We start from the raw sequence: 16748 nt of genomic DNA on the forward strand, positions 1-16748 counted from the left end.
CTAATTTGCTGCATGGCTTTTGGCCGCTTCTGTAACGATTCCGTGCTCTCTCATGTAGGCATTCAGCTCATAGGTATCCTGATATTCGCTTAAAAATCCGATATGTCCATCGGGACGGATAAAGCAGAGAGCATCTTCGACGAGTCCCGCCTTGGAAGCTCGCTTATCCCACGGCCATTTAAATAAAGAAATATGGTGCCGTGACGCAAATTCTTTCATAGAGTCACTTGCCTGACCATATATATGAATCTGCCAGTCCATTTCATTCAGCGCATCATAGTTATAGCCCGTATACGGGAGGCGCTGGCCGGCGTGCAGCCTGTTTTTGTGTCCATAGCTCAGATCGCTTTTTTTATAATTTACACGAATCTGGGAAAGAATATTAAATACAATCCGCCGGATAAATCTGGAATAATTTAACAGAGGGATCCCGGCCGGAATAATATTTTTACGAAGCAGCTTGCTCGGTTTATCTTTTGCAACGATTCTTGTAAACGCACGGTCGGTGCTTGCCACAAGGACCTTAGCAAAGGTACGTCGCTCCGGGCTGTATGTTTCCAATATAGATGGATGTGCCCGTTGTTGAATGACGGATGCAAGCTTCCAGCCCAGGTTCACCGCATCACCGATTCCCGTATTCATTCCTTGTCCGCCGGCAGGACTGTGTATGTGCGCGGCATCCCCGGCTAAAAACACACGACCCTGTTGAAAGTGTTCAGCCACACGATGATGAACGCTGTACGTCGAATACCAGTTTACTTTATCAATCCGCACTTTAAATGCAGATTCCAGAAATGGTTTTATATCTTCAAACGAAGTCTTTCCCTGCTTTTGCAGCTCTCTCGGTATAATACTAATCAGCCTGGTCGTTTTACTGCTTCGTACCGGCATAAAGATCGCAAATTCATCTCCGCTGAAACACATGTTCATACTTTTCGAACTAATAGCTTCTCCTTCTCCTTCAATATCAATCACACAAAATATCTGTGGGTAGGTACCGCCTGTAAAATCAATATCAAGTTCTGTCCGCACGATGCTTGAAGCTCCGTCGCAGCCTACAAGATAAGAGCTTTGAATTTCTTCCGTGCGACCGTCTTTTTTGACTACAGCCGTCGTCCCTGTGTCATTATGAGTAAAGGATACAAGCTCCGTTCCCCAATCTATTTCAATCCCCTGCGCTTTTAGTTTTGCTAATGAGAAATGCTTCATGGTCATCCTGAGGATAAGTCAGCACAAATGGATAGGGACTCAAATCACCGCCGAGCAGCTGAAAATTAACTGCCGCTTTTTCTTCTCCTTCCACCCGTACCAGAATGTTATCCAGCTTGATGCCATTGTTTATTACTTCCTGGTCAATGCCAAACTGCCGGTAAAACTCCAGCGTTCTCGGCACAACGGCCATTGCTCTTGATGCCTGGCCGGGACCGCTGTCTTTAGCGATGATGCGAATTGGAATATGATAACGGGAAAGCTCAAGCGCCAGCGTAAGACCGGTAGGCCCTGCCCCGATTATTATTACTTCCTGTTTATCCATAGGTCTGTCCTTCCTTTCCATACTTCCTGCTGTGGTTTATACAGCCCTTTTTACGACTATACCCTTCACTGCCTATAATCCTGCATTCATTTTAAAAAGATTCTTCCCTTCGTTTTAAAACATTGTTCTATCCCTGAAAAAGCACTTCTTTTTCCAGTAATAGGTAAGAACTAATTGAAGAATGGGACTTTTCAAATTTCGGTCCTACAGGTAGTATTTCATACATGGTCTTTTTTTTCCTGAATACATAAGCTGTTCTACTGAGGATATTATCCTGCAGCAGGGAAATCAAAGAAACTGCCATAAAAAAAGGAGCGATGTATGAACAAAAAACAGACAGCCGCTTTTATGGTTTTTGCTTTGGCTGTTACAAGTCTGCTGCTTTTCTTTTCTCCTTTTCAGGAACAAAGAGAAGCGAGCGCAAACGAAATAAGCCAGACAGGAATTATCAGCGGAGTAGAAAGCAGTTTGAATGTCCGCTCCGGTGCAAATGCCTCCTCAGAAGTTAGAGGATGGCTGCCTAACGGTTCTACCATTGAAATTGAAGACATTGTAGGAGACTGGGCGCTTATTTATTTCAACGATACATATGGGTATGTCAGCATGAACTACGTTGATCTAAATGAACCTTCCGCCGGATCAGGTGATCGCACGGGCCAGTACCAGGGCACAGTCACAGGAGTAAATAACAGCCTGAACGTCCGTTCCGGCGCCAATGCCTCCTCTGAAATCCGCGGCTCGCTGCCAAACGGCACCACAGTCGAAGTAGAGGATACGGTCGGCAACTGGGCACTTATCTACTTTAATGACACGTATGGCTATGTAAGCCTTAATTAATTGTCGGTTGTAGAAGGCAGCACGCCTGCACCTGTTACACCTCCGGCCGGAGGCGGAAATCCGCTTGCTGGTGAAACGATTGCCATCGACCCCGGTCACGGCGGCAGTGATCCCGGAGCTGTTGCCAACGGTCTTCAGGAAAAAGATGTAGTGCTTGATATTGGCCAGCGGGTGCAGCAGAAATTAAATGCTGCCGGCTCTGACGTGGTTATGACAAGAACTTCCGATGTTTATGTAGGTCTTGAAGAGCGCGCTCGTATAGCCAATGCTGCAAGTGCCAGCAGCTTTGTGAGTATTCATGCGAATGCTGCAAATGGTGCAGCTTCCGGTACAGAAACGTTCTATTATACCGGCAGTCAGGACGGCGCAGAGCTTGCCGGCCTGATTCAGGAAGAAATGATCAAAGCTCTTGGAACAGCTGACCGTGGCAGTAAGGATGCAAACTATTCTGTTATCCGGAATACATCCATGCCGGCTGTTCTTGCTGAGGTCGCTTTCATGGATGAGCCGTCTGACGCGGAGAAACTCCGCTCCAGTGCTTTTCGTGAAGCTGCAGCCAACGCCATTGTTAGAGGATTGGAACGCTACTACAGCTAACATAGCGGCATTATTTTCCACCCAAACGCTTTTGTCTATCACTAAGATAGACAGAAGCGTTTTTTAATTTTTCAGCTGTGCTTGAATAATATTTTCCGCTCTCTGTTCTATATAAGGTTTATTTAATTGTATTTCGTTCGTTAAAATGGATATAATGAACGAGTGCCCGATCAGCGGCTATATTAAATTAGTAAGGGAGCGGTTTATATACTTAAAAATAAATGGTTACGAACAGGACTCATTATGGCTGCCCTGCTTGCTGCTGTAATCGGCGTTTTCCGTCTTGCAGATTATTTAGATAACAGTGCGGAAGTTTGGCTTACTACAGGCGACGAGGAAAACCTGCTTGATGAACAGGCGGAGATAGAATTCCAGCCGGATGAAGAGACACCGGAGGCTCCCCTGACTGTGGAAGTCGACCCGGACACCACTTATCAGGAAATCGAAGGATTTGGCATGGCGGTAACCGGATCTTCCGCCTATCTCATTAACAATGTTCTGACGCCGGATCAAAAAGATGATCTGCTGGATGACATTTTTACAGATGATGGCATTAACATGAATTTTATCCGTCATTCTATTGGAGCATCCGATTATTCTGTAGACGAAAACGGTGATCCGCTCAGCTACTCCTACAACGATGTAGAGGAAGGCGGCACTGATTACGATCTGGAAAACTTCTCGATTGAACCGGATCGGGAAGTATGGTCGCTTCTTGGAGAAATTCAGGATAAAAACGAAGATATATTTATCTTCGGCTCTCCCTGGTCGGCACCGCCATGGATGAAGGAAGAATACACATTCAACGGGTCGTTTCTTGATTATACGGATCCTGCGATTTACGAAACATATGCGGACTATTTTGTGAAGTACATTCAGGCCTATGAAGAGGAAGGCGTGGAAGTTGATGCTGTAGCGGTGCAGAATGAGCCTGAATATACGTCAGAGGAATATCCAACAATGAGTATGAACGGCATCGAACAGCGTGACTTTATCAGGGAACATTTGGGCCCCGCTTTCGAGGAAGAGAATATTGAAACAGAAATCATCGCTTTTGATCACAACTGGGATACCGGGCTTGATTATGCCAATGCAGTGCTCGGTGATGAACAGGCCAATGACTATACAGACGGTATGGCTTTTCACTGCTACGCTGGTGAACCTGAGGCGATGACCGATGTTCATGAGGCTTATCCAAATAAAAACATCTACGTAACTGAGTGCAGCGGCGGCAGCTGGAATACCGATTTCGGGGAGAATCTAAGCTGGAACATGACCAATATGCTGATCGGCGGCACAAGAAATTATGCGGAAAGTGTCCAGTTCTGGAACCTGGCCCTTGATCCATCAGACGGTCCTCAAAACGGCGGATGTCCTGACTGCCGCGGGGTGGTTACCATTGATCCTGATACGGGGGATATAACAGAAAATGTTGAATACTACACGCTTGGGCATGCGAGCAAATTTGTTGAACCCGGTGCGGTGCGCATTGATTCCACCCACTATGCTGATGAGATTGAAACAGTGGCTTTTGAGAATCCGGACGGTTCTCATGTCTTAATTGCCGCCAATCTCAGTGCCGGGGAGCAGGAATTTAAAGTACAAGAAGACGATGAATCGTTTATGTATTCCCTCCCTGCTGAATCAGCAGTTACGTTTACCTGGTAGAAGCAGGCCGGACAATGCTGCGGCAAATGAAAAAGACCCTTCCTCAATTGGAAAGGGTCTTTCTTTCGTATGTTCCGTATTATTTTTTGTGACGGAACAGATACATTGTAAGCGGGGCAAAAACCGCCGTCAGCAGAAGAGAAACGAGCAGCACCCATCCAATATCCTGAATCGTTGCAGAACCGTGCATAAGCCCTCTAATTGCTGTCACAAGAAGAGAGATAGGATTCCACTCTACAAATCCATGCAGCCAGCCTGGAAGGGTCTGCGGATCGACAAACACATTGCTGACAAAAGTGAGTGGAAAAAAAACATCATGCTGATCATCATAAGGGATTTTTCAGACCTCATAACAATGCCGAGCGCAGTCCATATCCAGGAAAAGCTGAATGAAAATAGGAGGAGCAGTCCTACCGCAGCGACGACCCCGATGGCTCCGCCTTCTGGACGAAAACCGAGAATCAGGCCAAGAGAGATCATAATAAACGCTGCCATGGAATAACGAACCATATCGACAGCCAGCGCTCCGACCAGCAGCGCCGGTCTCCAGATTGGAAGCGTCCGGAAACGGTCGAACACGCCTTTTACTATATCTTTGTTCAAATCCATTCCGGTATACATTGTAATCATCGTCACTGTCATGACGAGAATACCCGGCAGCAGAAACTGCAGATAATCCCCTGTTGACCCCGCAATAGCTCCCCCAAATAAATACGTAAACATTAATAGAAAGATAACCGGAAAGGCAGTTACATCAAACAATTGTTCCGGTACGTGCTTGATTTTTAAAAGCGCCCTCCATCCAAATGTAATGGAAGCAGACAAAGCTCCTGCACGTCTATCCAGCTTTTTTTCCTGCGCGATGGAATCCCGGAGCGACTCCTGCGCGGCAGAGGAAACAGAAGAAATCGGCGTTTTCATTGTTTGATACCTGCTTTCTTCGTTTTTTCACCAACTGCTTCTCCAGTCAGTGCTAGAAATACTTCATCAAGCGTTGGATTGCCGAAGGAAAAATCTATAACCTCGATATCAGCCTTTGCCAATATATCCAGCACAGCAATTCCTTCATTTGCATGAGACGTTCGTACCGTAAGAGCTGCCGCATCGGGCTGAGACTGCAGCGTACCGGGCATTTGCTTTTTGATAAGCACTTCCCCCTTTATGCATGCCCCTCTATCAGAAAAATGAACCGTCAGCGCACCGGCACCGACAGAGGCTTTCAGTTCCCTGCTCGTTCCTTCCGCGATGATCTTTCCCTCATCAATAACCGCAATTCGCTCTGCAAGCTGATCGGCTTCATCTAAATACTGCGTAGTTAATAAAACCGTAGTGCCACTGTCTGCGAGCGTCCGTATAATATCCCACACCTGATTTCGACTTCTTGGGTCCAGTCCCGTTGTCGGCTCATCGAGAAACAATATCTCCGGTGCCACTACAATGCTCGCGCCAATATCGAGACGCCTGCGCATGCCGCCTGAATAATTTTTCACCTGCTGTTTAGCGGCTTCTTTCAGACCGAATGCCGTCAATAGTTCCATCGCACGGCTTTTTGCCTCTTTCCATGAAAAACCTAACAGCCTTGCTACCATGACTAGATTTTCAAAGCCAGTAAGGTCTTCATCTACGGAAGCAAACTGTCCGGTAAGACTGATTTTTCCACGGATGTGATGGGCATCTTTCTTTAAATCGTATCCGAGGATAGAGGCAGAGCCGCTGCTTGGTTCCATTAACGTAGCCAGCATTCGAATTGTGGTCGTTTTTCCAGCTCCGTTTGGTCCGAGAAAACCATAGACCGATCCACTAGGAATAGATAAATTCACGCCGTCTACTGCTGATTTACCGCCAAAGCGTTTCACCAGCCCTTTCGCTTCAATGGCCATCTCACCTTTTGATCTGTTTCGATTCATCATAACCCCCCCTTTTTATAATATTCTGAATATTTAAAGCTTAATAGTTACTCTATCTTATTCTGCATATGCTCGTTACATTAATAGTATACATTTATTTTATACGAACATACGTTTGATTTCAAGAGTTATTTTATATAAAAAAGACTCCTGCACGCAGGAGTCTTTAATGATTCTTTATTGTTGGATCTCTTTACCAGCGGACGTTATCAAGCGCCTGCTGCAGCTGCGCTTTCTCCTGCTCAGAAATATTCCAGGTTGTCAGCTCTTTTTTTAGTTCTGCCGTTTTGCCGGATCCGCGTACCATGCCATTCATTCTTGCTGCAACAGTCGAATCGGTCAGCTGTTGTGCCGTTGGGTACACGGATTCAAGAGCTTTTACCGCCCGCGGGAATCGTTTCAAAAAGTATTTCTGGTGGTAATCCTCTGCTTGATAAAAGGTGGAAGCCTCCTGGAATTCCGTTTTGATGGGGCCGCCGAGCTCCTTTTCCCACTTTTCTTTGGAAGCCATTGCCGTTTCATACTGCTGCTGACTGCTGTAGACCAGCAGAGACATGTACTGGCGGTCACGGAACAGACTTTTTTTCCGCGGGTTGTGGCTGCTCCAGAACATGTTTAACAGATCTTCATAGCTGAGAAAAGCAGGATCGTATTCTATCAGCAGGGATTCTGTATGATCTCCCATACTCCGGTAGGTTGGATCCTTCTTTGTTCCTCCGGTATAGCCTGCTCTCGTTTTCACTACTCCATTAAGCTGCCCAAACTGGGCATCGGGTCCCCAGAATCAGCCGAGGCCAAATATTGCCTGTTCTGTAGTAAGACCCAATGGACCCTGCATTGATTGATTATTCTCCTGCATGCGTGCCACCCTCTTTCTTTCATCTTCTCTTTAGTGTAAACGAGAAAACGTTCCAGAGCAAAAGGAAGGCGCTGGTCAATTCGATGGAAGTCTTGCTATAATTGACAGGATCGCACGATTCTATAAAAGAGGTGTTTTACCATGAAAGGTTCCACAGCTTTTAAGCTTAAAGTTGCCTGGCTTGTACTGCTTTTTATTGTTTGTACAGTATTGGCTTTTATTCATTTTATAGCCGGAAATATTTTATGGGGAAGTTTATTAATTCTTGCGGCATTATTTCCGCTCACTAATCTTATTCTCCGTGTTATCAGCTACCAAAGGCATAAAAGCGCTCGTTAACATGCACCGCCTGTATGCAGAAGGATGTAAAAGAACCGCCCTCCCAAAGGAAGGCGGTTCTTTTTGATATCAGCCTGTGTTTCTGAGTCCTGCAGCAATACCGCTGATCGTGAGCAGCATTTCTGTAAGCAGTTCTTCCGACTGTTCATCTTCTTCGCGCATGATCTTAATAAGCTCCACCTGAAGGAAATTCAGCGGATCAACATACGGATTTCTTCTCCAGACAGATTCCTGGATGTTTGGTGTATGGTCAAGCAGTTCCTCTTTACCCGTTATTTCCAGAAGAATGCGGCGTGTTTTGTTATATTCTTCTGTAATATCATTGAAAATTCTATCGGCAATATCTTTATCATTTACTAAGTCGGCATATTCTTTTGCTGTATTAATATCAGCTTTCATTAATGCCATCTGCAGGTTATTTACCGTTGATTGGAAAAACGGCCATTCCTGATACATTTTCTTAAGAAGCTCCAGATTACCATCATTTTCTTCTGTGAATGCATGAAGCCCTGTGCCCGCTGCGTACCAGGCCGGAATCAGCTGCCTGCTCTGCGTCCAGGCGAATACCCATGGAATAGCGCGGAGATCTTCAAATTTATTACTGTTTTTCCGGCTCATCGGACGGGAGCCTATATTAAGGGCTCCAAGCCCGTTAAGCGGAGTGGCTTCGTTGAAATAGGTAAGAAAATCCGGATCACCGAAGACAAGAGACTGATACTTTTTCAAAGAATGTCCGGACACGCGTTCCATGGCATCTTCCCATGTACTGTCTCTATGATTGGAGCGCTCTGCCGCCTGGGACGTTTTTGCTGTGGACTCCAGCAGCGCCGATGCGCCCTGTTCCAGACTTCTATAAGCAATGTCTTCGAGCAAATAGCGGGAGCTCAGCACTTCGCCCTGCTCTGTAATTTTCACTCCGTCACCCAGCGTTTCTGCCGGCTGGGATAAAATACTGCGGTTCAATGGACCGCCTCCGCGTCCGAGCGATCCGCCGCGGCCGTGGAAGAACTTAAGCCCAATATCATAATCTTTAGCAACATCATGAATCTCCTGCTGGGCTTTAAACAGCTTCCAGTTGGCCGTCATCGTTCCTCCATCTTTACTTCCGTCAGAGTATCCGAGCATTACTTCCTGGTGATTCCCTCTGACTTCCAGATGCCTCCGGTAGACGTCCATTTCGAACATCTGCTTCATGATGGCCGGGCCGGCCACCAGGTCGTCAATTGTTTCCAGCAGCGGAGCCACATGGAGTCCGCTTCTAATGGTACCGTCCGGAAGCTGCGCATAAATGCCGGCTTCCTTGGCAAGTACAAGCACTTCCAGAATATCACTTGCAGATTCCGCCATACTGATAAGATACACTTCAATGGAACGAGGACCAAATTCTTCATGTGCCTGTTTGATCATCGTGAACACTTTCAGCACTTCCTGCGTTTCTTTGGAGTAGCTGTCTTTGGAAAGCAGAAGTGGACGCGGGTCGTTCAGTACTTTCTCCAGAACCGCGGTTTTCTCTGCTTCTTCAAGCCCTGCATAATCATCGGTAATATGAACCGCTCTTAATACTTCTGCAAGAGCCGGCTCGTGCTCGCCGCTGTGGTTTCTAATGTCCAAAGAGGCCAGGTGAAAACCAAACAGCTGAACCTGTCTGATAAGCTTTCTGATCATCTTCAAACGATGGTGCGATGGCTGATGTTTTTCCACACTCTGTTTAATGGTGTCCAGATCGGCTTCCAATTCTTCGGAATGCTCGTACCCTGCGTCTGATATTCCTGTTTCACTCAGGCGCTTTAAGATAACTGCAAACTTGCGGCGGTATACTTCTGACGTTACAGGCCAGATTTCCTCCGGCTGCATATAAGTATCTTCCTCTTTGCCTACCTGAAGCACAAGCGATTCATCAATTGTTGTACGCGTCGTAGAATGACTGAAGCGTCTCATCGATTCTTCGATTACTTTTTTATATTTTTTCAATACAAGCTCCCGCTGCCTTGTTAATGTTTCCCACGTAATTTCAGGCGTTACGTTTGGGTTGCCGTCCCGGTCGCCGCCGATCCAGGAACCAAATGTAAGAAAGTTGGGCACTTTCCACTGCGTATTCGGATAATGCTCTTCCAGCTGTTCTTCGAGTTCCTGATGAATATCCGGCAGGACTTCAAATAACGTCTGATCAAAATAATACAGGCCGTTTCTTACTTCATCCATAACAGTAGGCTTGCGGTGGCGGAGCTCGTCTGTCTGCCACAAAGCGGTTACTTCGTTGAACAAGCTCTCATCCAGGTTTTTACGCTCGCGCTTCGTCAAAACAGGGCTGTCCAGCTGCTGCAGAATAGTAGAAATGCGCTTTTGGATTTCCAGCACTGTCCGTTTCGTCGCTTCGGTTGGGTGTGCGGTAATAATAAGCTCCAGCGAAAGCTTTTGAAGAACGTCTTCAATCACTTCGGTGGAAATATTATTATCCTTAATAGACGCTACTGCGCCCTCAATGGAAAAAGGCTGAGCTACCCCATCATCTTTCAGCTGATACTGGCGTCTTCTGCGGATCCGATGGTTCTGCTCTGCAATATTTACAAGGTTAAAGTAGGTGGAAAATGCGCGAATAACGTGCTGACGCATCGGCGGCTTTAATCCGCTTATTTTTTGTTTTAACTCATTATACGCTTCTTGATCAAAATCCTGGCGGAGATCAATCGTGGATTTTCTAATATCTTCCACCTGATTGAAAAGCGTATCTCCCCCGTGATGCTTTAATATCTTCCCGAGAATGGTACCAAGTTTCTTTACATCATTTCGAAGTAAGCTGCTTTGGTTATCTGTCTGTGTCATGGTTAATTTCCTCCTGGTTGATACGATCTTCACATCGTTTTTGGGTCGTTAATTGTCCCGCAAGGACGTTTAGTGACCCTTATATTTGATAAAAAGATACCCGCTTCAGCAGGTATCTATATATACTACCATCAAATATGCAAAATAATCAAAACTTTTTGTTCATATTAAAAAAGATAGCCATAGCAGCCGGCTCGACACGCCGGCACAATCTATTTGTTTTTTCTGTATTTGTTCAAAAACCAGACGAATAGAGCGATAATGACGGCAAATATTGCGAGCGTTATTAAAATAAATGTACCTGTCATATCCTGGTTTTCCGTTGGAGGAGCGGCTGCTGCCGCTTCCGGTCCTGCTAAAAACAATACGACAATGGATACACAAATAAATAAAGCAGACTTCATCTTATTTCCTCTCCCTTTCCTATGCTTTTCCCTGGCGGAGCCGATATTAAGCGAAAATTCTTTTCCACCAGGGTTTTTTCTCAGCTGACGGGGCTTCTATCTGCCGGTCTTCCACTTCAATCTCTTCTTTATGAACCGCGTACGGTTTAGCTAGAACCAGCCCAACTTCCGTTACATGCTCAAGAGAAGAAACATTGGTATATTCTATTCCATATTTCCGGGCAGTCTGCTGATAGCCTTTAAGAGCCTGATAGCTCATTTTTCCATTTAATACGAGTGCTGCATCTTTATGCTTTTTCATTTCTGCTTCCACTTCCGGGCGGGTGCCCTTCTCCATCACCTGTTTTTTAGTCAGCACAAGCAGAATGCGCTCCCGGTAGACGCCCAGATATTGTCTTTTTTCATCAGGGCGAAGCTCTTTTTTTCCATATATGCCTTCATTTAGTATGTCATTTACTTCTTTTCCAGCCATTTTTTCACCACTCCTATTTTATCTATGCGCTTCTTTTCATTATACTACTATACTTGAATCTATGATAAAATAAGGAAAGATGAGTCGTGATTTTTTCTCGATATGAATGGAGGGGATACAGATGCCTTCTGATGCGTTTATGTGGTTTATAATGGCATGGTCGGTTTTTATGACGGTCTTTATGTTCATAGGCGGCTTTTTCATGTTCCGCAAATTTTTAAAGCGCTTTCCAAAAGAAGACGGTCATTCTATTTTAGACTGGCAGGATTATTACCTTCAGGAAACGCGCCATTTATGGCCGCAGTCCAAGAAAAATCTTCTTGAAGAACTGGTAGAGCCTGTACCTGAATTATTCAGGGATGTAGCCCGGGAACGAATTGCCGGCGAGATCGGACGGATTGCTTTAGAAGAAAAGGCCGAAACGATAGACGAACCTTTGCTTATCCGCGGATATATTCTTGCCACGCCAAAGCGGGATCATAAATTCCTCCGGAAAAAATGCCATGAGAAGAATATTGATTTAACCGAGTATGAATATCTATTTAAACAAAAAGCTGCTTCCTCTGAATAACAGAGAAGGCAGCTTTTATTTCACCACTTTTTTGGATAAAGCAGGTTCTGCTGTATTAATGGAAGCATCATACCGCTTCTCTATTTCCTTAAAGCGGATTAACATGTAAATTCTCCACGGAATAATCATTCCGAAAGCCAATAAGTAGAACATGCCTCCAAGTTCCGCTACTTCAATCGAGTCTCCGATAATCAGCTTAAATATAACCCGTGCAATTAACAGCCCAATTAAAATAAATGCAAAAGCTTTTGATCGTTTCATATAAATATGGCTGTTTCGTATTTCAAAGCTTGTCGTGCGCATTAATAAGAAAGAAAAAATAATACCGACGGTGAGCGCTTCTATAATTTGAAGCGGAACCAGCCGTGCCGGTTCATAGACAAACATCAGCATGCCTGTGGACATAAAAAAAGGCGGAAGTATGATTTTTTTGATGCTGGCCGGCTTTTTTATTGCCCTCATTCGAATAAAGAGCGCTATCATTGCCATACAAGCCGCGCCGGCCGTTGTTGCCAGTAAAGCTATATTCATTGCATTCACTCCCCTCCCCAAAGCCTGTAAAAAATGCCCGGGGCCGGGCTGTAAACGCCGATGCGATTACAGCCATATATCCATTTTACAACGTGAAAACGTTATCTTGCAACGTTTGTTCTTCTATTTTGGCGTATAGGTGTTTTCCTGCTGCATTTTCCCCTGCTGCAGCTCGTACATCGTCCGGTACAGGCCGTTTTGTTCAAGAAGGGATTCGTGGCTGCCTTCTTCCCGAATCTCGCCCTGATGCAGCACAATAATGTGATCGGCATCTTTTATCGTAGAAAGACGATGGGCAATCATAATCGTCGTCCGCCCCTGTTTCATGCGTTCCAGGGCCGTTTGAATATCCTGCTCCGTTTCGGAGTCTATGCTTGCTGTAGCTTCGTCCAGCACAAGGATTTTCGGATCTTTTGCAATAGTTCGCGCAAATGTAATGAGCTGCTTTTCTCCGTTGGAAAAGGAGCTGCCTCTTTCCCCTACCGGCTCTTCATATGCTTCCGGCAGCTTATTAATAAATGGTGCTGCTTCGACTTTTTCTGCCGCACGCTTCATATCCTGTTCAGTAATATCCGGATCATGAAACTTAATATTATCCTTTACCGTTCCGCTGAACAAAAAGGGATCCTGCAGGACAAGGCCGATATTACTGCGGATTTCTTTATTCGCAAAGTCATGAATGTTCGTCCCGTCCACGGTAATGGTCCCTTTCTGCGTGTCGTAAAAACGAAGCAGCACCTGCACAATCGAACTTTTCCCGCTTCCTGTATGACCTACAATAGCCAGTGTTTCGCCTTTATTTACCTGAAAAGAAATATCTTTGAGAACTGGATTTCCAGCATCATAGCCAAAGGAAACACGATCAAACCGTACATTTCCTTCTGTTATTGACGAGCCGGTACGGGCATGTTCTGCCTCCGGTTCCATGTCCTCTGTCCGGTCGAGAATCTGAAACACCCGGCCTGCCGATACGATCGCCTGCTGCTGTTTGGACAGCTGCTGCATAATCTGATTAACGGGCTCAAACAAACGATCAATGTAGTTAATAAACGCGTAGAGTACGCCAAGCTGGATGCTTCCCTCAAAAGAGGCCAGTCCGAAATAGGTAAGCACCAGGACGAGGGTAGCTACACTGATCAGATCAATGGCCGGCCGCAGCAGCAGGCCGTCAAGTTTCATGGTCTGCACGGAAGAGCGGCGGTGCTTTTCATTTATCTCTTCAAACTCATGCCGCATCCGTTTTTCCTGACGGAACACTTGAATGATATTCATTCCTTGAATGGATTCATTAATTTTTGCGTTCAGCATGCTTAGCCGACCGCTCATCGCCCCAAAATAAACAGCGCTTTTTTTACGGTAATAATAGATCAAAACGATAATAATCGGAAAGAGGGCGAGGCAGAGAAGAGCCAGCTGCAGATCCAGAACCGCCATCGCTATAAACACACCAATTAAAAATACTCCATTATGAATAATGACGGCCAGTACTTCCACATACATTTCCTTTACCGATTCTGTGTCGTTGGTCAGCCTTGATATTAAACCGCCGGCTGCCGTCCGGTCAAAAAACCGCAGCCTGGAGTGTTCAACTTTTTTGAACACATCAATACGAAGCGTGCGGATAATCTGCAGGGCAATCCGCTGAAACCAGAAAATCTGGTAGTACCCGAGAACGACTGCGAGAAGATGAAGCACTGCGTAGCTTACACCAAGCAGCACGAGAGGCCCGGCTGGGAACGTATTCTGGGTTAAATAGTCATCTATGAAGACCTTTACTAATATAGGACCAACCAGATCAGCGCTTGTGCCTACCAGAAGAAACAGGGCAGCCGCGGCCAATTGTTTCTTGTACGGTACAGCTGCTTTTAATAAACGTTTGAAAATGCCCCATTGTTCTTTACTGCTTAATACTCTATCCTGGTGCTCCATCTTTTCCTCCCTTCTCCACTAAGCTTTCAAGCTGCTGCATATCATACATATCAGCGTACCAGCGGCGGTCCTTCATCAGCTGACGATGCGTGCCTTTTTCCGTCTGCCGGCCGTTCTCAAGCACTACAATCTGATCAGCATGTTTAATCGCACTCATGCGGTGCGATACAATCCATGTTGTTTTGTTGTACCGCTCCTGCTGCAGATGAGAAAGAATCGATTCTTCTGTTTTGGCATCCACGGCGGAAAGAGAGTCATCGAGGATAAGAATTTCCGGATCCGTAATTAACGCCCGCGCAATGGCCAGGCGCTGCTTCTGGCCGCCTGAGAGCGTTACGCCCCGCTCCCCTACAATCGTGTCATAACCATGCTCCATATTCATAATATCTTCGTGCACGTGCGCTGTTTTTGCGGCATGCACAATAGCCTCCAAGGATGCTTCCGGCTTCGCAAATGAAATATTATCAGCAATGGAGACAGAAAAAAGAAAATGGTCCTGCGGGACATAGCCGAACGCCTGCCGGTATTGATCCAAACGGTAAGAAGATGCTGGTACTCCATCTATATCTACCTGGCTTAATGGATCTTCCATTTCCCGGAGAAGCAGTTTAAGAAGGGTTGTTTTTCCGCTTCCGGTACGACCTGCAATGCCAATTGTTTCTCCTTTTTGTACATGAAAGGCAATCTCCTGCAGCGCCGGCTGCTCGGCCTTCGGGTAGCTGCATCGTTCTATATTCACATCAATATCTCCCGATGGAACCGTTGGGTAAGCAGCGTTCTCATCAGTAATATCCTGCTTTTCTGCCAGCAGCGACTCAATCCGTCCATAGCTCGCCCGGCCGCGCTCCACGATATTAAAGAGCATGCCAAACGCAAGCATGGGCCACGTAAGCATGCCCAGATACACGGTAAAGCTTGTCAACTGCCCGATTGTCAAATCCCCTGCGATCACAAAGCGTGCCCCGAAATAAACAGCAAGAAAATAGGAAATTCCGACGACAAATGAAATAGTCGGCTCAAATAATGCATCCACCCTTGCGACGTTTTCATTTTTTTCTACTACTTTGTCCGACTGTCTGGAAAAGGCAGCTACTTCAGCCCTCTCCTGTCCAAATGCTTTTGTAACCCGGATACCGGAAACACTTTCCTGCACTTTATTATTCAGCTCGGAGAAAGCTGCCTGCGCCTGGCCGAAACGGTGATGCAGAATATTGCCGTAAATACTTGTTGCAGCTGCCATTAACGGCATCGGAAGCAGGCATAAGAGAGTCAGCTGCCAGCTGATCGTAAAAGCCATCGCAGCTATTACAAATCCCCCCATTGCAATAGAATCAACCAGCGTCAGTACGCCAATGCCCGCAGTTTGTTCTACTGCTTTAATATCATTTGTCGAATGGGCCATAAGGTCGCCGGTGCGTCTTCGATTATAGAAAGAAGCACTCATTTTTGTATAATGTTTATACAAACGGCTTCTTAAAAGCTTTGCCAGCCGAATCGCCGCTCCAAAGATCATTATTCTCCATATGTAACGGAAGATATACATCAGCACACCTGCTCCGAGAAGCAGCACAGCCCAGTACTGCAAGTCCCCAACTGTAAGGCTGCCTTCGGCAATCTGATCTACTACCCTTCCAGCAGCGTAGGGCGGAAGCAGAGATAGGGCGGAGACGAGCATCAATATGCCGATTCCCACGCTGTAAGCCAGCCATTCTTTTTGAAAAAACCATCGTAGCGACCAGAAAATCTGCATATCTCTCCCTGCTTTCTTTTTCGTTTCTTTTATTGTTTTATTATCATACGCCATTTTCCTTTTTACCTACAAGAGAGGAACTTTGCGGAGCATAGGAAAGGCATAAAAAAACGCTCTCTGCTTTAGAGAGCGTTCCTATTATTTTTTGGCATTTTTCAATTCTTTTTTTGTTTCTTTTTTTGATTCCTTTGTATCCTGCTGACGCTGCATAGCCTTCATCATTTGATTAATTTTCTTCTGTGAAGGGTTCTGCCCCATCTGCATCATCATAACCCGCAGCATCTGCTCATTAATAGGCGGATTTTTCTTTAAGTAGTTCATCATTGTTTTTCTGGCGATAAAAAAACCAAGCGCTGCCCCTGCGATTAAACACAGTACGCCGACGAGTACAAACCAAAGCCAATCCATTCCGGCACTTCCTCCTTCTATCTCTAATAAACATCCTTTATTATCCTTTATGGATACTGTAAGGACCTCTAACATTATACCTTACTAACAGGCGGATGAAAAGAGCCTCCTAGTGATTT

The 16748-nt window shown here is 45.7% G+C and carries 14 protein-coding genes and 2 pseudogenes; 4 read left to right on the top strand and 12 right to left on the bottom strand.

Going from position 1 to position 16748, the window contains the following annotated elements; translation table 11 throughout:
- Both MMY81_RS10930 and MMY81_RS10935 read right to left on the bottom strand, forming a co-directional pair.
- Nucleotides 1-1209 carry an FAD-dependent monooxygenase gene (locus tag MMY81_RS10930; protein ID WP_252312909.1) on the bottom strand — a complete coding sequence of 403 codons (1209 nt, stop codon included), beginning with the start codon at nucleotides 1207-1209 and terminating at the stop codon, nucleotides 1-3.
- Nucleotides 1166-1534: an FAD-dependent oxidoreductase gene (locus MMY81_RS10935; protein WP_252312910.1), complete on the bottom strand. Its 369-nt coding sequence runs from the start codon at nucleotides 1532-1534 to the stop codon at nucleotides 1166-1168. The genes MMY81_RS10930 and MMY81_RS10935 overlap by 44 nt, the downstream gene beginning before the upstream one ends.
- A gap of 321 nt (nucleotides 1535-1855) precedes the next feature.
- On the opposite strand from MMY81_RS10935, the gene MMY81_RS10940 reads away from it, so the two are divergent.
- The 3 genes from MMY81_RS10940 to MMY81_RS10950 all read left to right on the top strand — a co-directional run bounded on the left by MMY81_RS10940 (nucleotide 1856) and on the right by MMY81_RS10950 (nucleotide 4636).
- Nucleotides 1856-2371: an SH3 domain-containing protein gene (locus MMY81_RS10940; RefSeq protein WP_252312911.1), complete on the top strand. Its 516-nt coding sequence runs from the start codon at nucleotides 1856-1858 to the stop codon at nucleotides 2369-2371.
- The gene (locus tag MMY81_RS10945) at nucleotides 2372-2968 is read left to right on the top strand and encodes an N-acetylmuramoyl-L-alanine amidase family protein (protein WP_252312912.1); all 597 of its coding nucleotides are present in this window, start codon (nucleotides 2372-2374) and stop codon (nucleotides 2966-2968) included.
- 243 nt (nucleotides 2969-3211) lie between these two features.
- Nucleotides 3212-4636: a glycoside hydrolase family 30 protein gene (locus MMY81_RS10950; RefSeq protein WP_252312913.1), complete on the top strand. Its 1425-nt coding sequence runs from the start codon at nucleotides 3212-3214 to the stop codon at nucleotides 4634-4636.
- A 79-nt stretch (nucleotides 4637-4715) separates the two neighbouring features.
- Here the strand turns inward: MMY81_RS10950 and MMY81_RS10955 are convergent.
- From MMY81_RS10955 to MMY81_RS10980, 6 genes and pseudogenes are all read right to left on the bottom strand, one after another.
- Nucleotides 4716-5557: pseudogene (locus MMY81_RS10955) on the bottom strand (ABC transporter permease).
- On the bottom strand, nucleotides 5554-6543 hold the full coding sequence (locus MMY81_RS10960; RefSeq protein WP_374561661.1) for an ATP-binding cassette domain-containing protein: 990 nt from the start codon (nucleotides 6541-6543) through the stop codon (nucleotides 5554-5556). The pseudogene MMY81_RS10955 and the gene MMY81_RS10960 overlap by 4 nt, the downstream one beginning before the upstream one ends.
- 193 nt (nucleotides 6544-6736) lie before the next feature.
- Nucleotides 6737-7315 (bottom strand): annotated as a pseudogene (locus MMY81_RS10965) (peptide-methionine (S)-S-oxide reductase MsrA); the annotation flags it as partial.
- A 495-nt stretch (nucleotides 7316-7810) separates the two neighbouring features.
- Nucleotides 7811-10564, bottom strand: coding sequence for a phosphoenolpyruvate carboxylase (ppc, locus tag MMY81_RS10970; RefSeq protein WP_252312916.1), 2754 nt, complete (start codon nucleotides 10562-10564; stop codon nucleotides 7811-7813).
- Between the two features lie 212 nt (nucleotides 10565-10776).
- Nucleotides 10777-10968 carry a hypothetical protein gene (locus MMY81_RS10975; RefSeq protein WP_252312917.1) on the bottom strand — a complete coding sequence of 64 codons (192 nt, stop codon included), beginning with the start codon at nucleotides 10966-10968 and terminating at the stop codon, nucleotides 10777-10779.
- Nucleotides 10969-11014: 46 nt separating this feature from the next.
- Nucleotides 11015-11440, bottom strand: coding sequence for a YueI family protein (locus tag MMY81_RS10980; RefSeq protein ID WP_252312918.1), 426 nt, complete (start codon nucleotides 11438-11440; stop codon nucleotides 11015-11017).
- A gap of 121 nt (nucleotides 11441-11561) precedes the next feature.
- Here MMY81_RS10980 and MMY81_RS10985 point away from each other — a divergent pair, with 121 nt between their 5' ends.
- Entirely contained in the window at nucleotides 11562-12011 is a 450-nt protein-coding gene (locus MMY81_RS10985; protein ID WP_252312919.1) for a DUF2621 family protein, read from the top strand.
- 15 nt (nucleotides 12012-12026) lie between these two features.
- Here the strand turns inward: MMY81_RS10985 and MMY81_RS10990 are convergent, their stop codons facing one another.
- The 4 genes from MMY81_RS10990 to MMY81_RS11005 all read right to left on the bottom strand — a co-directional run bounded on the left by MMY81_RS10990 (nucleotide 12027) and on the right by MMY81_RS11005 (nucleotide 16629).
- Entirely contained in the window at nucleotides 12027-12542 is a 516-nt protein-coding gene (locus tag MMY81_RS10990) for a CcdC family protein (protein ID WP_252312920.1), read from the bottom strand.
- A 123-nt stretch (nucleotides 12543-12665) separates the two neighbouring features.
- A complete protein-coding gene (locus MMY81_RS10995; RefSeq protein ID WP_252312921.1) occupies nucleotides 12666-14471 on the bottom strand; it encodes an ABC transporter ATP-binding protein in 1806 nt (601 codons plus the stop codon).
- Nucleotides 14455-16221: an ABC transporter ATP-binding protein gene (locus MMY81_RS11000; RefSeq protein ID WP_252312922.1), complete on the bottom strand. Its 1767-nt coding sequence runs from the start codon at nucleotides 16219-16221 to the stop codon at nucleotides 14455-14457. Before MMY81_RS11000 ends, MMY81_RS10995 begins: the two co-directional genes overlap by 17 nt.
- Before the next feature lie 138 nt (nucleotides 16222-16359).
- Complete coding sequence (locus tag MMY81_RS11005) at nucleotides 16360-16629, bottom strand: YneF family protein (protein WP_120192169.1); 270 nt, start codon at nucleotides 16627-16629, stop codon at nucleotides 16360-16362.
- Between the last annotated feature and the right edge of the window lie 119 nt (nucleotides 16630-16748).

Source organism: Sinobaca sp. H24, from assembly GCF_023845525.1.